Raw genomic sequence first — 18,589 nt, forward strand, 5'->3', positions numbered from 1 at the left:
ACCCAAAACTACGGCCCGACTGCGGTGTTTACTTGCCATCATTACTTTTTAAGGACTACCTTATCCAGTTACCGAAGATGCTTCCTGCGTCAGCATGACAAAAACAAAACTAGTTTACAACGCGAACCACCGGATCAACACCCCACCAATCACAGCCCCAATGAGTGGTCCTATAACGGGTATCCAGGCGTAACCCCAATCAGAAGATCCTTTGCCAGGAATTGGAAGAAGTGCATGCGCCAACCGTGGACTGAAATCACGGGCGGGGCTCATAGCATAACCTGTTGTTCCACCAAGCGAGAGGCCAATACTCCAAACCAAAATACCAACTAAATACGGCCCAACACCAATGGCTAATTCGCCTAGATTTTTAGACGAAATCCCGGCTAATCCAAGAATGAGCACTAATGTGGCCAACGATTCACTCAATAAATTAGCACCTGTGTTACGAATGGCTGGACCTGTAGCGAAGCAAGCCAGCTTGGCGTCTGGATCAGGCGTGGCGGCCCAGTGAGGGAGGTACTGCAACCAGACCAGCGCAGCGCCCAGAAACGCCCCAATCAGTTGCGCCGTAATGTAAGGCACTATATGGCTATAATCATTGGTCGCTACGGCAAAAGCCACGGTAACGGCAGGATTCAAATGGGCATCGGTGCTGCCAAAAGCCTTGGACACAAACACGCCCATTGTAACGGCAAACGCCCACCCCGCCGTAATGACAATCCAGCCCGATGATTCGCCTTTGGTTTGCTTGAGAACCACATTGGCTACTACACCATCGCCCAGCAGAATGAGCACCATTGTACCAATTAATTCACCCAGAAAAGGAGAGGTTTGCATAGGAAATAAATAGTCGTTAGTCGACAGTCGTTTATCAAAATCAGTTACTAAAACTATCTACTGATTAGCGATTTATGACTGTTGGCTAACGACTCGATTCAAGGTTTAGGAATAGTTTGTGCGAATTAAGTGATATTTTTGGCTTCGTTCCAAATAAAGTACTGGAATCTCAACTGGATCAGCTTAGTTGCTCAATCAATCAGTCGATAATTCACTCATTAACAAATGAAAAGTATCATTTTTGAAAAAACAGGCAAACCTGCCGATATCCTCAAATCCACCGATATACCAATGCCTGAGCCCGGTCCTAATGAAGTTCGGGTAAAAGTCATTGCCTCGCCAATCAACCCGTCCGATATCATGTTCGTGCAAAATCTGTATGGCATTCGGCCTCAGTTGCCATCGGCTGCAGGTTTTGAAGGCGTGGGCATCGTTGATGCATTAGGCGAAGGTGTGCAGATGCGAACGGGCATGCGGGTGAGTTTTACCTGTATTGGTACCTGGTCGGAGTATGCCATTGCGCACCATCGTAGCCTGATTCCCGTTCCTGACGCCATGCCCGATGACGTAGCGGCTCAGTTATTTGTCAACCCATTCACGGCCTATGCGATGGTACAGGATGCGAAAGTGCCGGAAGGTGGCTGGTTAATGCTAACAGCGGCTGGGTCGGCATTTGGGAAAATGGTGATTCAGTTGTGCAAAATGCGGGGTATCAGAACCATTGGTACGGTTCGGCGTGATGACCTTAACGAGGAGCTAAAAGCATTGGGTCTGACGGAGGTTGTAAATACAGAAACCGAAAATCTGTCTGCCCGTGTCAAACAAATTACAGAAGGGGCTGGCGTTACTTGTGTGTTAGATTCGGTGGGTGGGCATACAGCTAGCGAAGCGCTGAAATGCCTTGGCAAAGGGGGCACTATGCTTATCTATGGCGTACTGAGTTTGCAAGATCCTACCATTAATGCCGGGCTACTTATATTCAGAGAGTTGACAGTCAGGGGATTCTGGCTGACAGACTGGATGCGCAGAGTGGATAGCCAAACTCGTCAGGATGTAGCTCAAAATGTGATCAGTTTGCTGGCGTCAGGTGCTATTCAACTACCTGTTGAAGCTGCCTATTCGCTGGACCAAATCGTAGAGGCCGTTGAGCATGCCGACCGCCCAGGCCGATGGGGGAAAATTCTGGTGAAGCCATAATAGTGATTGAGAAGCGCTTTAAATCGTGGGTTTCCAGCCGCGTTACGTAAGCATTACCTAACTTTCTCTTTATCATACCGAAGGCTTCGTTATCTTTGAAACAATATCTGAGGAAAGCCATACGTTTGTTCCAGTAACGACCGCTGGTCTAACCTCACTCACTTACTCGACTCGTTCGTATGCTCTTGCTTCAGGTTCCGGCTGTTGACACCACGGCCGCATCGCTGTCGGCCACCACGGCTGCCCAACCCCAATCGTTGCAACTTTTTGATCTGGTAGCCAAAGGCGGCTGGGTTATGATACCCATTGCGTTTTTGTTCTGTGCTGCTCTTTATCTGATTTTTGAGCGGTACTTCGTCATCCGTGCGCAAACCAAGACCGATGCCAATTTTATTGATAACATCCGCGATATGATCGCGCAGGGAAATATCAAATCGGCCGAGTCATTCGCTAAAAATCAGCGGACGGCTATGGGACGCGTGTTCGAAAAAGCCATTGGTCGGATTGGGTCGCCTATTCGGGAAATCGAAAGTACCGTCGAAACCGTTGGTCAGATTGAATTGTCGCGTCTGGAACGCAACATGGGCTATTTAGGGATTATCGCGGGGATTGCCCCAATGATGGGTTTTATCGGGACTATCTCTGGTATTATTCGTATTTTCTACGACATCTCGCTGTCCGACAATATTAGCGTTGGGATTATTGCCGGTGGTCTATACGAGAAAATGATCACGTCGGGCGCAGGTCTGATTGTAGGCGTTATTGCTTATACCGGCTATCACCTGCTCAATATGATGATTGAGCGGTTTACGCTCTCACTCGAAGTGAATGCCTTTGAGTTTATCGAAGTTCTCCAGAAACCAACCACCGAACCCGCCCGGATGCGGTAATATTTAGTTTGAGGTTTATGCAAGACCACTGATGTGGTTTGAAGTTCGTAGTTACCGTAACTGAGAATTTCAAACTGTAAACTTCAAACTATAAACTGACTATGAAACTCCGTCGAAAAAATAAGTTTGCTGCCGAAGTCGCGACGTCCTCGCTGAACGACATCATGTTTTTCCTATTGTTGTTCTTTCTGATTATCTCGACGGTGGCTAACCCCAATGTCATTAAACTGATGTTGCCCAAGGCATCGTCGTCACAGCAACTGAGTAAGAAGCAGGTGACTTTATCGGTCGATGACAAAAAGCAGTATTTTATTGATAAGAAGCCGGTTGATCCGGCCAATCTGGAACTGGAATTGAAAACGATTATGGCCGGTATTGCTGAACCGACGGTCGTTGTTCGTTTTGATAAATCCTTAACCGTGCAGGATTTGGTGGATGTCCTCCAGACAGGGGCCAAGCTGAATATTAAAATGGTAATGGCAACGTCGAAGTAGGACCCGGATTTTTTTGATTAATCTGATTTTATTGGGCCGATGCAGGGTTGCATCGGCTTTTTTGTTGCGGTAATTTTTTAGAAGAAATTATCAATTGCAGGTATGACCCCGATGGGGTCAAATGTTTATAGTCAAGTTTTTTCTATAGACATCTGACCCCTTCGGGGTCATACCTGCAATTGATAGGATATCATTGAAAAACCCTCTTAACGATGCGATGACAAAGGCCATTGTTAAGAGGGTTTTCGTAGCAATAGGCTTATTGCTTAAAACCGGAAGTTCAGCTTGCCGAACCAATACGCTCCGTTGCTACCCATTTGAACAGGGTCCCAGGCACCACCCGACTCGGTCAGATCGGCCCGATGTAGGTCAGGGTACACGTTAAAGATGTTAGACCCGCCAATCGACAAGCCAACTTGTGGGGTGAACCGGTACGAAATCGATAAATCGGTTGTAGCTTTTGGACGGTAAACGTCGAGATTATTCGGATCGTAATTCCAGTTTGCCAGCTTCACTTCGCCAAAACGCACGATACGTAGCAGGAATGCCCACTTATTGATGCTATAATCAATCGTAAGGTTCATTTTGGAAGGGGGAGCCGACGCCTTTACGAAATAGTACTCTCGCAGGTCAAAATACAGGTCTTTATAGGGTTTCAGTTTTGCGTTCGTATTCACACTGATCGTGTCTAACGAATTGAAATTCACGCCTAAGGATGTATTCAATCGGCCATTGCCTAGCTGTGTATGATGCGCCAGTACGATATCGATACCGCGTGTGCGGGTTGAAATAGCATTCGTGAAAAACTGTACGCGGCTCACATTCAATTGCTTTAATTCATCGGCAATAGCAGGTAAATCATCGCTGAATTGTCCTGTCAGAACAACCCGATCTTTGATACGAACGTAATACGCGTCAACGGTTAACGAGAAGCCGCTTCCTAATTGGCTCGTAAAGCCCAAACTTCCATTGACAGACGTTTCCTGTTTAAGAGGAGGCACACCCAAAGCTTGGGTAATAACACTACCGTTCTGGGCAATTTGCACCTGCACAGCCTGACCACCTACGAAATTCGTAATAGTCGAGTTGAAATAGGTTTGCGCCAGCGAAGGAGCGCGGAAACCCGTACTAACGGTACCCCGTAGCATAAACGCCGGACTGATTTTCAGACGACTTGACAGTTTACCGTTCAAGGTACTTCCAAAATCACTGTAATTCTCATAACGGGCAGCTGCCCCAATCATAAAGGCTTTAGTCAGGTCAGCCTCCGTGTCGACATAAACCCCCACATTAGTACGACTTTTATTCAGCGCATTACTTGGCTGAAAGCCAGGAAATCCTTGTGAACCAGCAGGTTTTGTAATGTCATACGCTTTATAAGAAGCTTCTTCACCTGCGAAAATCTTATAATTCTCATACCGGAACTCCGAGCCAAAGGCGATGTTCAAGCCTTGTAAGGTGTTTTTGTAGAATCGGGTGAAATGCAGACCCGTTACGTTTTGCTGCAACTGAAAACCGCCAGCATTGAACTCGCGGGGGGATGAAGCGCCCATCGATGTATTCAGCGTGTTCTTGACACCATAATCGAAACGGTTTGAACCAAAGATGTTGCCCAAATCCACATTCCAGCCGCGAAGGTTTGTGCGTACACCGGCTGCAAAGGTTCCATCAAGAATTTTGCTAGTGATAATCGGGTCAAAACCATCGGGGTAAATGGAAGGAATGTTCCGTGGACTATCGGCTGTGCGTGTCCAGGCATAGGCATCGCCCTGACGGCTTAAAACCCATGCAAATTGTCGGTAAAAAATATTTTTTTGTGGACAAGTAAGTACTCAGCTAGTTTACTTACGCTTAGCTTGACAAGTCTTAAATGATGGATTTAGGGAGAATTCGGCGAAACGAATTCAAAGCAGGAATATCAACAACATAGACAACCATTGGCCAACTTAGTAGGCAGATCATAAATCAATTTAGTCAGCTTCATAGTTGTATAGCCAAACTTAACCACTTATGATCGCTGACTACACCGAAGCCCCTGTTTGCCATGTTGATGACATGGTCGATGGTGAATTGAAAGAAGTTCGCGTGGGCGATACCGACGTATTGCTCGCCCGTTCCGATGGCCAATACTATGCACTCTATCCGAAATGTACTCATTATCAAGGACCGCTGGCAAAAGGTCTGCTTAATGGGCATCGACTTGTTTGTCCCTGGCATAATGCCTGCTTCGATATTAGGGATGGCCATCGACTGGAAGCGCCTGCTCTGAATGGCTTACCGACACACGAGGTGCGTATTGAAAACGATCAGGTGTTCGTGCGATTGACTACGAATAAGGAAAGTCTGGAAAATCCAATGGCTGCACTAGATGGTGCTGCTTCTGAAACATACGTCATCGTTGGGGGGGGAGGAGCTGGTGCTTTTGCTGCCGAAGGCATGCGTGAGGGTGGTTTTACGGGTAAGATCATCATGCTGACCGAAAGCAGCGAAGCGCCTTATGATCGCCCAAATTGTTCGAAGGATTACCTGCAAGGCAAAGCTCCCGACGAATGGATGCCGTTGCGCCCGGATGAGTTTTACAAAGACTATGGGATCGAAATCCGTACTAATCAGCAGGTAACATCACTTGACCCAACTAAAAAACAGATTGAGCTGGCTTCTGGTGAAACGATTTCGTATGATAAAGTACTCATTTGTTCAGGGGGTAAGCCTAATACACTACCTGGCTTAAATACCGATCTCAAAGGAATTTATTCTCTTCGCAGTTTACACGATAGCCAGACTTTGCGTGAGTTAGGGAAACAAGGTAAGCGTGTGGTCATTGTCGGCAGCTCGTTTATTGGCTTAGAAGGGGCTATGAGCCTTCGTAAACTGGGTAGTGAAGTCACTGTAATCGGGGTAGAAAAAACGCCTTTCGAGAAAATTCTTGGTGAAAAAATTGGGCGTGCTATTCAGGGCTGGCATGAGAAAGAAGGTATCCAGTTTCATCTTGGCCGTAAAGTTGACCATGTAGAAGGTGAGGAAGCCGTGACTGCGGTAATTCTTGACGATGGAGAGCGGATTCCTGCTGATTTTGTACTGCTTGGGCTGGGCGTTAAACCGCGCACTGATTTTTTGAAAGGTGTTTCGCTTGAAAAAGATAGTGGGGTTAAAACCGATACTGATTTACAGGTAACAGACGGGCTATATGCCGCTGGCGACATTGCTCATTATCCCGTAGCGGATGGTTTTCAACGGATTGAACATTGGAAAGTGGCTGGCCAGCAAGGACATACCGCTGGTTTAACGATGGCAGGTAAGGACGAGCCATATACGGCCGTTCCGTTTTTCTGGAGCAATCAGCAAGGCAAACGCATCAACTATGTTGGACACATCACCCAAATTGATGACATTATTTATGAGGGTGACCCCGAAGAAGACGATTCATTCTTAGCCCTCTACATTCAGGATGATCAAGTCAAAGCGGCAGCTGGTCTTAAACGGGATCAGGATATTATTGCAATCCGGGAGTTGATGCACGAAGGCCGGATGCCAGCGATAGAAACGATTAGAAATGGGTTAAAATGGGTTGAGGAGTTGAAAAAAGCCTGATTCCACCGAAACGTGTTTACCTTTGTAACCTGACCGTGCGAAATCCGGTTTGGTTATGACGCATCAACTTATACTTAGAAAGCCGCTCGCGTTTTTCGATCTCGAAACAACGGGCGTCAACATTGCCAAAGATCGCATCATTGATATCTGCGTGATTAAAGCGCTTCCTGGTGGTGAAGTCGTCAGTAAAACTCAGCGTGTTCATCCCGGTATGCCCATACCGCTGGAATCGAGTCTGATTCATGGCATCTACGACGACGATGTAAAAGATGCGCCCCCATTTAAATCGGTTGCCCGAACGCTGGCTCAGTTTCTGGATGGCTGCGACCTGGCCGGTTTCAACTGCAATCGCTTCGATGTGCCTTTGTTGGTTGAGGAATTTCTGCGCGCCAATGTTGATTTTGATATGAAAAATCGGCGTCTGGTCGATGCACAGCGGATTTTTCACCTGATGGAGCCACGAAATCTATCAGCAGCCTACAGATTCTATTGCAATAAAGAATTAATTGGTGCTCATGGTGCTGAGGCAGACACCATTGCTACGCTTGAAGTGCTCGACGCTCAGGTACAACGCTATATGGGTATGGTTGCCAAAGCTGATAATGGGCAGGATGTTATCTTCGAGAATGACGTTGATATGCTCCATAGCTTGACCGCAAACACGAATGTTGACCTTGCCGGACGAATAATTCTCAATGAAAAAGGCGAAGAAGTATTTAATTTCGGGAAACATAAGGGTTTTCCAGTTTTGGAGGTACTCAAAAAAGAGCCATCATTCTACGATTGGATATTGAAAGGCGAATTTCCGCTCGATACTAAACGTCGGCTGACTGAAATACGACTTCGGATGTTCAGTAATGGCCTTGGAAAGAAGTAAAAGTGTAAATCTCACACTTACCTTGCCCTTCCAGATTTGAGCAAGCCCGAATAATCTTTACATTTGCGACACTTTCTATTAACCGGCAAGCCATGCAACCCACGCAGGACGTCCTCATTCCGGAAGTCATTCAGCAGATACCGCTCACCTATTATCTGATTCTCAGCACCGCGCTGTTTGTTATTGGAATCATTGGTGTATTGACCCGGCGCAATGCCATTATCATTTTCATGTCCATTGAGCTAATGCTCAATGCTGTCAACCTGCTACTTATCGCGTTTTCGTCGTATCGATCAGATTCGTCGGGGCAGGTATTCGTCTTTTTCATTATGGCCGTTGCTGCCGCTGAGGTTTCAGTTGGTCTGGCTATTATTGTTATGATTTACCGCAATACCCGCTCCATCGACGTAGGATTGCTTAACAAATTGAAATGGTGAAATCAGTTTTATGTTTCAAGTTCCACGTTCCCTGCTAGATGACTCAGATTTACGTGATCACTCTTACCTGAACCTGAAACTTTAAACCTGAAACCTGAAACTTAGACCTCATGAAAGTAGAATTACTCTGCGCTCTTATTCCGCTCTTTCCGCTGATTGGCTTTTTGATTAATGGCCTCGGTTTTCGTCGGGTACCAACGGGCCTGGTTGGGGCAATAGCCACCATAGCAGTTCTGGCCTCTTTTGTTCTGTCAATTTCGCTGTTCAGTTCTTTTTCGGGAGATTCTCAGCCTATCGTCGCTACACTCTTCGACTGGATTAGCGTTGGCGATCTACACATCAATTTCTCGTTTCAAATTGACCAGTTGTCGCTTTTGATGTTATTGGTGGTAACGGGCGTTGGTTCGCTGATTCACCTCTACAGTATTGGTTATATGCATCATGATGAAGGATTTGGTAAGTTCATGGCCTTCCTGAACTTGTTCATTTTCTTCATGCTCCTGCTGGTAATGGGCTCCAACTACGTCATCATGTTTATCGGCTGGGAAGGTGTAGGTCTATGTTCTTACCTGCTTATTGGTTTCTGGAATAAGAATACGAACTACAACAATGCCGCTCGCAAAGCCTTCGTCATGAACCGTATTGGTGACCTGGGCTTTCTGTTGGGCATATTCATGCTCATCAATACCTTCGGTACGGTTGAGTATTTAGATGTTTTCAAACAAGCTACAAGTCTGGAGATAGGCGATAAAACAGTTCTGGCCATTACGCTGCTTCTGTTTATCGGTGCCATGGGTAAATCGGCGCAGGTTCCATTATATACCTGGCTTCCAGATGCGATGGCTGGCCCAACGCCCGTTTCGGCCCTGATTCACGCAGCTACGATGGTGACCGCTGGTATTTACATGGTCGTTCGCTCGAATGTACTGTACACCTTGTCGCCACTAACGCTTGAAATTGTTGGTGGAATTGCCATTGTTACGGCTCTGTTAGCGGCTTCGATCGGCCTTTTGCAGAACGACATCAAAAAAGTACTGGCTTACTCAACTGTTTCGCAGTTGGGCTATATGTTCCTCGGTTTAAGCGCAACGGCTTACACGGCGGGTATGTTTCACGTTATTACCCACGCGTTCTTCAAAGCGTTGTTGTTCCTTGGAGCGGGTAGTGTGATTCATGCTATGTCTGATGAGCAGGATATTCGCAAAATGGGTGGCTTGCGAAAAGCATTGCCCATTACGTTTATCACCTTCTTAATTGGTACCTGGGCTATTTCAGGTTTACCTCCGTTTGCTGGTTTCTTTTCGAAAGATGAAATCCTGGCTCACGTTTTTGAACATAACAAAGTTCTTTGGGCACTGGGCGTTGTAGGTTCTGGCCTGACGTCGTTCTACATGTTCCGGTTGTTGTTCCTGACCTTCTTTGGGGAATTCCGCGGAACCGAAGAGCAAAAGCATCATCTGCACGAGTCACCGATTACGATGACCGCGCCATTAATTGTTCTGGCGATACTATCGGCAGTAGGTGGAGCGCTTAACCTACCCGGCGGAGGCTGGTTAGGGCACTTCATGGAACCCTTGTTTGAAGGTTCGAAGCAAGTTAATCCCGAAGCTTTTGCTGAATCGACGATTGAGCATAGCACAGAATATGCGCTGATGGCGGTTTCGGCAGGTGTTGCCTTAGTCGCACTGATTATTGCTTACGTCATGTACATCAGCCGGGGTGCTGTTCCTGCTCCCGAAACAGATGAACGTTCATTCGCAGAGCGGGTCATTTACAACAAATATTATGTCGATGAGCTATACGAAACGATCATCGTTCGCCCAATTCGTGGATTGGGAGATGCCTTGTATAGCTTTGGTGAAGGCCTTATCGACGGTATCGTGAATGGTGTGGCCTGGTTAGTACAAAAAAGCGCAGCGCAGTTACGATTACTACAAAGTGGTTCGATCGGCTTTTATGTCCTGGCGATGGTCGTTAGTATCGTTCTCATTTTTGCCCTACGATTCTTTATTCGGTTATAAGATAGTTTTTGGTTTTCGGTTTTTGGTTTGTCAACTGGCAAAATCGAAAACCGGAAACTGAGAACCGAAAACTTGTTCAAGATGCTTACATTATTTCTGATTTTTTATCCTGTCGTAGCAGCTTCGCTAATCCTGATGATTCGGGGAGAACGGGTAAAGCAGGCGGCTTTGGTAGCTGCACTTGTCGAGCTGGCATTTGCGGGTTACGCCTTCATTGGATTTAAACCTGATGCAAGTTCGCAATTCGGATTCGACTACGCCTGGATTGGTTCCTTAGGTATTCGATTCAGTGCAGGCATTGATGGAATCAGTGTATTGCTGGTATTGCTAACGGGATTGCTGGTTCCGTTCATTATACTGTCTACCTTCGATCGGAGCTACCCTCGTCCTGCTTTGTTTTATGCGCTGATGCTGTATATGCAGGCGGCCTTAATGGGAGTTTTTACCGCTCGCGATGGCTTTCTATTCTATTTCTTTTTTGAGGCCGCGCTGATTCCTATTTACTTCCTGGCCGCTATGTGGGGAGGGGCCAATCGGATTCCAGTTACCTTTAAGTTCTTTGTTTACACCATTTTTGGTAGCCTTTTCATGCTGCTTGCTTTAGTGTATTTGTATTACCAGACACCAGCAACAGCCGTATCGGCACACTCGGCCGCTATTGTTGATTTCTATAAGCTTAACCTGACGCCTGAAGCTGAAACCTGGCTTTTCTGGGCATTCTTTATTGCCTTCGCTATTAAGATGCCGGTGTTCCCATTCCACACCTGGCAACCCGATACCTACGTTGAATCGCCAACGCCCGCTACGATGTTATTGGCTGGCATTATGCTCAAGATGGGCGTTTATGGCCTGATTCGGTTTATTCTTCCTATCGTGCCACTTGGGGTTGAAACCTGGGGGAAAACAGCCGTTATTTTATCTGTCATTGGTATTATTTACGGGTCGATTATTGCCATTCGCCAGCGCGATATGAAACGATTGATCGCTTATTCATCGTTTTCGCACGTTGGTTTAATGGCAGCGGGGGTATTCTCGCAAACCGAAACGGGTATGCAGGGAGCCTTGGTACAGATGTTGGCGCACGGTATCAATGTAGTAGGAATGTTCTTTGTTGCCGACATAATTTTCTCGCGTACAAAAACTAACCAACTTGATCAACTGGGCGGTATTACACAAACCACCCCCAAACTAACGGTCTTCTTCCTGATTATGCTGTTGGGGAGCGTAGCACTGCCGTTGACAAACGGATTTATTGGTGAGTTTCTGTTATTACATGGCGTCTTCACCTACAACAATTACCTGGGTTTAGCGGCTGGCTTTACGATTATCTTCGGCGCAGTTTATATGCTTCGCATGTTCCAAAAGAGCATGTTTGGCCAAACTTCATCGCGCACAGAGTCATTTGCTGATCTGACCAGTTCTGAAAGTTGGGTATTTATTCCGCTAGTTGTGCTTGTCTTTTGGATAGGTATCTACCCGCATTCATTTTTGAAAGTAACCGAACCCGCTGTCGCCAATATGATGAAGTATATTGGTACAACAGCTGTATCCTTGAAATAATCGTTAAAAGTTTTCGGTTTCTGGTTTTAGCAATGCTGAAAATCAGAAACCGAAAACCGAAAACTATAAACCTATGCTTCCCATCGTTCTGTTATCGGTTTTTGGCATTGCTCTATTGTTCCTGGGCTTTTTGAAGTCAAAGGCAGTGTTACTACCAGCTACGCTCTTGTTCCTCGTTGTCACACTGGGAGTTAACTTCCTCGACTGGAATAAAACGTATCTGTATTTTAACGATATGCTGCGGACGAATAACCTGTCAATGGTTTTTACCGCTATTATGCTGGGGTCGGCATTTATGGTTGTGGCTTTGTCGAGTAGCTTTATCGATGAAGATTCTGCTCAACCGGCTGAATACTACGCTCTTATGCTGTTCTCGCTGGTAGGAGCTGTTATGATGGTTAGCTTCGAAAATCTGATTATGCTATTTGTTGGCGTCGAAATATTGTCGGTAGCGATGTATGTATTAACAGGCAGCGACAAACGGAACTTACGCTCAAACGAGGCTGCGCTGAAATACTTCCTGATGGGCGCCTTTGCCACCGGTATCATGTTATTCGGCATGGCGTTGCTATATGGCGCAACTGGCTCATTTACGCTGGCTGGCCTTGCTTCTTATACCGCACATCCACAAACAGGATTGTCTTTACTGATTTATGTTGGCCTGCTGCTGTTACTGATTGGCTTACTCTTCAAAGTATCGGCAGCTCCTTTTCATTTCTGGACGCCTGACGTATACGATGGAGCACCAACCATTTTCACAGCGTTCATGTCGACAGTGGTGAAGACGGCTGGTTTTGCCGCTTTGTTCCGATTATTATCTGTTTCCTTCGGTGGCGTTTACACGTTCTGGTGGACTCTGTTGGCTATTATTACGGCGCTGACGCTTATTGCCGGGAATATTACCGCCGTCTATCAAACGAGCTTTAAGCGGATGATGGCGTACTCCAGTATTTCGCATGCGGGTTATCTGCTGATAGGTTTAGCTTCCTTGGGTACACAAACGAAACAAGCTATTGTGTTTTATTCACTAGCTTATTCTGTGGCTACAATTGCCGCTTTTGGGGTATTGATATTAGTATCTCAACAACGAAGTACACAAACAATAACCAGCGAAGGTGTTCTGACCGAAAACTTCGATGCTTTCAATGGGCTGGCTCGGCAAAATCCACTCTTAGGTTTGGCAATGACCGTTTCGATGCTCTCATTAGCGGGTATTCCATTGACAGCAGGTTTCTGGGGCAAATTTTACATGTTTTCAACCGCTGTTGAACGCGGACAAATCTGGCTGCTGGTTGTAGCCGTGCTGATGTCGGCTGTGGGTATTTATTATTACTTCCGGGTCATTATTGCGATGTACTTCCGAGATGGCGCAACAGAGCCAATTCGCGTTGCTCCTTTCTTCCAGTATGTGCTCGTAGGAGCAATTATCCTGACCATAGGATTAGGCATTGCACCGGGTTTATTACAGGGCCTATTTTAAATAAGTAAACGTCTCTTTCTGAGACCGTATCCTAAGTAATAACGCCTGATAGCATAGACCTTTGCTATCAAGTGTGTACTTTTGGGGTAATTTGTTGGCCAGATAATAAATACAATTAACGAATTTCGCCCGGTAAAATAGTGAACGTGAGTAGCATAGAACAGCCAAAACCAAAAGAATATAAGGACTTTTTCTCGTTCTTTTTAACGGCTGTACTGGGTGCATCCATTAATTTTGTCAGCCAGATCTTCTACCGGAAATTCTTTGATTTTGATACGAGTGTTTTTTGCGGCTACCTAACCGCAACCGTGCTGACGTTTATTCCAACGAAACGCTACGCTTTTTCAGCTAAGGACACCGGTAACACAGGGCGTGAAGCCATTAAATTTCTGGGTATCGCTATTGTTGCCCTTGTAGTTCAGGTATATGTGGCTAAATATACTTTAGAGTGGATTGCTACTCCCTTATTTCCCAATACTCCTGAGCTCTGGCGTGAGAAAGGTTCGCACGTAGCAGGTATGGGAATGAGCTTCTTAGCCAACTATTTTGGCCATAAACTCCTGACATTTCGTAGTACGGGTTTTTATGATAAGCTCCTTTCGCGTTCATCAAAAGAACCAGAAAGTAACGTATAGAGGTAAACTCTGATTAATTCAACTTCAAATAGGACTTTTTGATGTGCTAAGTACCTAATTGTAAATTTATTGAAGGGTATTATTGCATTCACTAAGAAAAAAGTATATTTGTAGCTGGAAACCTAAAATATCACTGAGAAGGTAATGAAAAAAGTTATCGCTTTATTGTTCGTTGGTAGCATGCTGACATTTGCTGCTTGCCAAAGCAAACCTAAGACAGAAGAAACCACCACGGATTCGACTGCAACTATGTCAACCGACACTACGACAATGGCTACAGATTCTGCTGCTACGATGGCTACAGATTCTGCTGCTGCTGACACCACGAAGAAATAATTTTCTTCGCGCAAGAAGTTAAAAAGCCTTATTTTTATAAGGCTTTTTTGTTTTTAAGACGTTGACAAACGTATTTACTACGCATATTCCTCCGATGGCCGTTGAGTACTGCCATCAACTTCTACGGAATTATAAATTTCACTTTCGGATTGTAAAGCCCCGCCGGACACGTTTAGGCGACTTCCGGGTATTACCACACAATCAGACCCAAATTACGGTTAACACGAACCTAAATCCGTACGCATTTTTAATTACCTATGTGCATGAAGTAGCCCATGCGGCTGTTCATTTTCAGCACGTAGCCCAGCGAAGGTCCCGGCGGGTTAAGCCACATGGGAAAGCCTGGCAAATAGCCTTTCAGCAGCTCATGCAACCCTTGTTGACTGAAGCTATTTTCCCAGCGGCAATCCTGCGTCCACTTACGCATTACATGGCTAATCCTGGCGCTACAACCTATTCCCACCCTGCATTGATGCTGGCATTACGACAGTTTGATCCGCAACCAATAGAAACTGTACCAGAGAATCGGGTATTACTTCGGGATGTATCGGAAGGTAAGGCTTTTCAATTAGCTCAAAAGACGTATATACGAGGTACGCTACGGCGTACTCGCGTCGTTTGTAAGGAAGTTACATCGGGAAAATCATACGCCGTTCTGGCTCACGCCTGGGTGTCAATAATGATGAATGATGAATGATAAATGCAAAATAAACTATAGCCTACAGGAGTGGAGGAAGCAAGCAGCCAGAAAGGGGCTGTTTATTTTACTGATCATTCATCATGTATCATTCATCATTTGCCCTTCGAAAGCCCAGTCTGTCCTGCGCGAGGGAACGTGGGTGAAAATTGGCGTTACAGAATCTGGGATTTATCGACTTTCTCAAGCCCAGCTAATTCAATTAAACCCTGCTTTTGCGACTGCCGATCCAAGACGATTACGGCTCTATGGTAATGGAGGAGCTGTATTGCCACAACCGAATGCCACGCCACGGGCCTCTGATTTAATTGAAAATGCAATTCAGGTATCAGGTGAAGCCGATGGCCGATTCGATGCGGGAGATGCTCTACTATTTTTTGGCCAAAGTCCTCATGCAATTCGTTACGATTCAACGGCTAAACGATTCGCTCATCAACTCAATTTTTATTCCGACACAACCTTCTACTTTCTGACGATTGGAGCTGCAAATGGTCTGCGTATCGTTGATCGTTCAGCGGGCTCGCTGGGCGCTACAGCGACTGTTACGACCTTCGATGACTATCAATTTCACGAACTGGATTTGCTAAAGTTGCCGTCCGTCCGCTCAGGTCGGGAATGGCTGGGCGAATACCTAACTACGGACACAACCAAAGTTATTTCGTTTGATATACCGGGTCTGGTAGCCAATACTCCAGTCCGATTAGCCGCATCGGTTGTTTCGGGGGCGACTGTATCCACCCAATTTCGACTTCAACTCAATGATCAGTTGGTGGGTACAATGCCCATTGCCCCCATTTCAGGATACGAATATGATTATCAAGGCGTAGCCCGTACAGATACATTTTTAGCTAAATTAACAACTGCCGATAGCCCCATTCGCCTGGCTATTACCTTTCGTAAGAATGGCTTATACTCGGCGCAGGGCTATCTGAATTATTTGTCAGCACAAGTCAAGCGGGAGCTGCGTCAGTATGATAAGCCGACATGGGTACGGCGATTACCCGCTGGCCAGTATGCCATTAAACAGGCGTCTGCTGGTTTGCGTGTATGGGATGTAACAAGTCCATCTATTCCCATTTCGCAGACGTATACCCTTTCATCGGCACAGGAAGCTGGGTGGATGGCTTCGCGTTTAGGAGACTACTTTTTATTTACAGATTCACAGGTTTTAGCGCCTGTATTATTACAAAGCATTTCGAATCAGGATTTGCATAGTCAAACTACTGCCGACTTGATTATCGTAAGTCCAGCGGCCTGGGTAGATCAGGCAGAGCGATTAGCGAAATTTCGGCGTGAGCATGATCTGTTATCCGTTCAAGTTGTTACGACGCAACAGGTTTATAACGAGTTTGGCTCCGGACAACCCGATCCAACGGCTATTCGGGATATGGTTCGATACTTTTATCTGAAGCAACCTGCTAAGCTGAAGTACCTGTTGCTTTTTGGCGATGCGACGTATGATTATCGAAATATTTCGGGCCAGGTTAGTGCGGCACAATTAGCCAATATGGTGCCTGTATACGAAAGTCGGGAATCCCTGCATCCGGTTACGAGCTATTCCTCCGACGATTATTTTGGCTTCATGGATATTAATGAAGGGGAGTGGCCGGAGACTACTACGGGCGACTACCTGTTAGATATTGGTGTGGGCAGATTACCCGTAAAATCAGCAGATGAAGCCAAAACAGTTGTTGATAAGCTTATTCGTTATAGCTCAGATGCCTCATTAACTGGCGATTGGCAAAGTCGGATTACGCTTGTTGCCGACGATGGTGATTATAATATTCACCAGCAGGATGCCGATTTGATGGCGAGAAATATTGAGAAAATTGCGCCTGCTTATCGTCCAGAACGCGTTTTTCTGGACGATTATCCACAAGAAAACACATCAGATGGTCAGAAAGCACCAATTGTTAATCAATTAATTAATCAGGCGGTTACCGATGGGCGACTGATTATCAATTATAGTGGGCATGGGGGCGTAATAGGTCTGGCTGATGAGCAAGTGGTAACCCTTCAGGATATTCTTTCCTGGAAAAACAGTAGGCTTCCCTTATTTGTGACAGCTACCTGCCAATTCGGTCGCTATGATGATCCGAACGTTAATTCAGGGGCAGAACTGACCTTATTAAGTCGAACGGGAGGTGGAATTGGCCTGCTAACAACAACGCGCCCAGTTTATGCCAATACGAATTTGCTTTTAAACGAAGCGTTCTATAATACCGTTTTCACGGCAGTGAATGGCCAAATGCCTCGACTGGGCGATGTGATGCGGAGCACGAAAAACAATAGTTTGAGTGGTGCTGTTAACCGAAATTTTGCACTTCTGGGCGATCCATCTATGACACTGGCCTATCCACAGGCAAAGGCTGTGCTTACACAGGTCAATGGGAAAGTCGTCACTACTACTCGCCAGGATACCCTCAAAGCCTTGCAGACAGTCGAGTTAACTGGTGAAATTCGGCAGCAAAGTCAGCGAGTAACTGATTTTACGGGTACCATTCGATTGTCGCTTTATGATAAAGCGGTAACCCATACCACTCTCGGATCTGAAGCGGGTAGCCCTAAAATGACGTATCAGGCATTTAGCAACCCTATTTTTACAGGACAGGTGCCTGTTCAGCAAGGTAAATTTGTTGCTCGCTTCACCATGCCGAAAGATATTGACTATACCGTCGGCCCAGGTAAACTTTATCTATATGCCGTAAAATCGGATAGTTTGTTGGCGGCAGGCGGAAGCTATGATAGTTTGCTAATTGGTGGCAGTGTTTTTGCTGATAGTATCGATACGCAGCCACCTGTAATAAAGCTTAGTGTGATAGGAGGGAAGCTGGACGGTGATGTTGTTCGTTGTACCGGGCCAGATGTCCCGCTTCTTATTGATCTGTCAGATAACAAAGGAATTAATATTGCCAGATCGGGCCTTGGCCATGAGCTAACGGCTCAGTTTGGTGATCAGACAGCGGTTGTCCTGAACGAAAATTATGTTGCGAACAGTGCAGATGGGCGCCAGGGGGAAGCGAGCTATACATTTCGAAACGTAGTATCGGGTACATATACGATTCGGGCCAAAGCGTGGGATATTAACAATAATTCAAGCGAGGGCGCGTTGACCATAGTAGTTTCTGACCGACCGGGCTTAGCTTTGCGCACATTGCGGGCTAGTCCTAATCCAGTGGTTGCTCAAACAACGTTAACAGCAGAACTCAATCGTTCGGGCGAACCACTTGACTGGACAGTAAGAATATATGACCTCAACAGTCACTTGCTAAGCCAGCAAACTGGTCAATGTACCAATTGTGATGCGAGTGTTGACGTTGGTGTATGGAACGGTCTGACAGATACGGGTCAACCTGTATCGAATGGCCTGTACATTGTTCGGCTTGAAATTCGTTCGGCAACCGATGGCACAACAGCTATTGGCGCTAGCCGGATTGTACTAACAAAATGATTTAAAAAGACTTAAAATCGTCTCATTTTTTCTAATCCAACGATTCATTGTAATTTTGACCAAACAGTACTGCACTACTCACC

The 18,589-nt window shown here is 46.0% G+C and carries 15 protein-coding genes; 13 read left to right on the forward strand and 2 right to left on the reverse strand.

Going from position 1 to position 18,589, the window contains the following annotated elements; all coding sequences use genetic code 11:
- Positions 1 to 114: 114 nt before the first annotated feature.
- Positions 115 to 840: an MIP/aquaporin family protein gene (locus ACYVGR_RS19305; protein ID WP_460959655.1), complete on the reverse strand. Its 726-nt coding sequence runs from the start codon at positions 838 to 840 to the stop codon at positions 115 to 117.
- Positions 841 to 1,065: 225 nt separating this feature from the next.
- On the opposite strand from ACYVGR_RS19305, the gene ACYVGR_RS19310 reads away from it, so the two are divergent.
- The 3 genes from ACYVGR_RS19310 (at position 1,066) to ACYVGR_RS19320 (ending at position 3,421) form a co-directional block, all read left to right on the forward strand.
- On the forward strand, positions 1,066 to 2,037 hold the full coding sequence (locus ACYVGR_RS19310; protein WP_460959657.1) for a zinc-dependent alcohol dehydrogenase family protein: 972 nt from the start codon (positions 1,066 to 1,068) through the stop codon (positions 2,035 to 2,037).
- 179 nt (positions 2,038 to 2,216) lie between these two features.
- Positions 2,217 to 2,927: a MotA/TolQ/ExbB proton channel family protein gene (locus tag ACYVGR_RS19315; protein ID WP_460959659.1), complete on the forward strand. Its 711-nt coding sequence runs from the start codon at positions 2,217 to 2,219 to the stop codon at positions 2,925 to 2,927.
- Between the two features lie 101 nt (positions 2,928 to 3,028).
- On the forward strand, positions 3,029 to 3,421 hold the full coding sequence (locus ACYVGR_RS19320; RefSeq protein WP_460959661.1) for an ExbD/TolR family protein: 393 nt from the start codon (positions 3,029 to 3,031) through the stop codon (positions 3,419 to 3,421).
- Between the two features lie 266 nt (positions 3,422 to 3,687).
- Here the strand turns inward: ACYVGR_RS19320 and ACYVGR_RS19325 are convergent, their stop codons facing one another.
- Positions 3,688 to 5,229 (reverse strand): TonB-dependent receptor plug domain-containing protein, encoded by a 1,542-nt coding sequence (locus tag ACYVGR_RS19325; protein ID WP_460960798.1) that lies wholly within the window; start codon positions 5,227 to 5,229, stop codon positions 3,688 to 3,690.
- A 202-nt stretch (positions 5,230 to 5,431) separates the two neighbouring features.
- On the opposite strand from ACYVGR_RS19325, the gene ACYVGR_RS19330 reads away from it, so the two are divergent.
- The 10 genes from ACYVGR_RS19330 (at position 5,432) to porU (ending at position 18,506) form a co-directional block, all read left to right on the forward strand.
- Positions 5,432 to 7,012 carry an FAD-dependent oxidoreductase gene (locus ACYVGR_RS19330; protein WP_460959663.1) on the forward strand — a complete coding sequence of 527 codons (1,581 nt, stop codon included), beginning with the start codon at positions 5,432 to 5,434 and terminating at the stop codon, positions 7,010 to 7,012.
- A gap of 55 nt (positions 7,013 to 7,067) precedes the next feature.
- Positions 7,068 to 7,889 carry an exonuclease domain-containing protein gene (locus ACYVGR_RS19335; protein ID WP_460959665.1) on the forward strand — a complete coding sequence of 274 codons (822 nt, stop codon included), beginning with the start codon at positions 7,068 to 7,070 and terminating at the stop codon, positions 7,887 to 7,889.
- Between the two features lie 92 nt (positions 7,890 to 7,981).
- Entirely contained in the window at positions 7,982 to 8,326 is a 345-nt protein-coding gene (gene nuoK, locus ACYVGR_RS19340) for an NADH-quinone oxidoreductase subunit NuoK (RefSeq protein WP_046577146.1), read from the forward strand.
- Between the two features lie 110 nt (positions 8,327 to 8,436).
- Positions 8,437 to 10,347: an NADH-quinone oxidoreductase subunit L gene (gene nuoL, locus ACYVGR_RS19345; RefSeq protein WP_460959667.1), complete on the forward strand. Its 1,911-nt coding sequence runs from the start codon at positions 8,437 to 8,439 to the stop codon at positions 10,345 to 10,347.
- A gap of 81 nt (positions 10,348 to 10,428) precedes the next feature.
- Positions 10,429 to 11,907, forward strand: coding sequence for a complex I subunit 4 family protein (locus ACYVGR_RS19350; RefSeq protein WP_460959669.1), 1,479 nt, complete (start codon positions 10,429 to 10,431; stop codon positions 11,905 to 11,907).
- A 73-nt stretch (positions 11,908 to 11,980) separates the two neighbouring features.
- On the forward strand, positions 11,981 to 13,387 hold the full coding sequence (locus ACYVGR_RS19355; protein WP_460959671.1) for an NADH-quinone oxidoreductase subunit N: 1,407 nt from the start codon (positions 11,981 to 11,983) through the stop codon (positions 13,385 to 13,387).
- A 140-nt stretch (positions 13,388 to 13,527) separates the two neighbouring features.
- Positions 13,528 to 14,022, forward strand: a complete 495-nt coding sequence (locus tag ACYVGR_RS19360; RefSeq protein ID WP_182460074.1) for a GtrA family protein — start codon at positions 13,528 to 13,530, stop codon at positions 14,020 to 14,022.
- Between the two features lie 144 nt (positions 14,023 to 14,166).
- The gene (locus ACYVGR_RS19365) at positions 14,167 to 14,358 is read left to right on the forward strand and encodes a hypothetical protein (RefSeq protein WP_460959673.1); all 192 of its coding nucleotides are present in this window, start codon (positions 14,167 to 14,169) and stop codon (positions 14,356 to 14,358) included.
- 61 nt (positions 14,359 to 14,419) lie between these two features.
- Positions 14,420 to 15,055: a sprT domain-containing protein gene (locus tag ACYVGR_RS19370; RefSeq protein ID WP_460959675.1), complete on the forward strand. Its 636-nt coding sequence runs from the start codon at positions 14,420 to 14,422 to the stop codon at positions 15,053 to 15,055.
- Entirely contained in the window at positions 15,045 to 18,506 is a 3,462-nt protein-coding gene (porU, locus tag ACYVGR_RS19375; protein WP_460959677.1) for a type IX secretion system sortase PorU, read from the forward strand. Before ACYVGR_RS19370 ends, porU begins: the two co-directional genes overlap by 11 nt.
- Positions 18,507 to 18,589 lie beyond the last annotated feature (83 nt).

It is taken from the genome of Spirosoma litoris, from assembly GCF_054776755.1.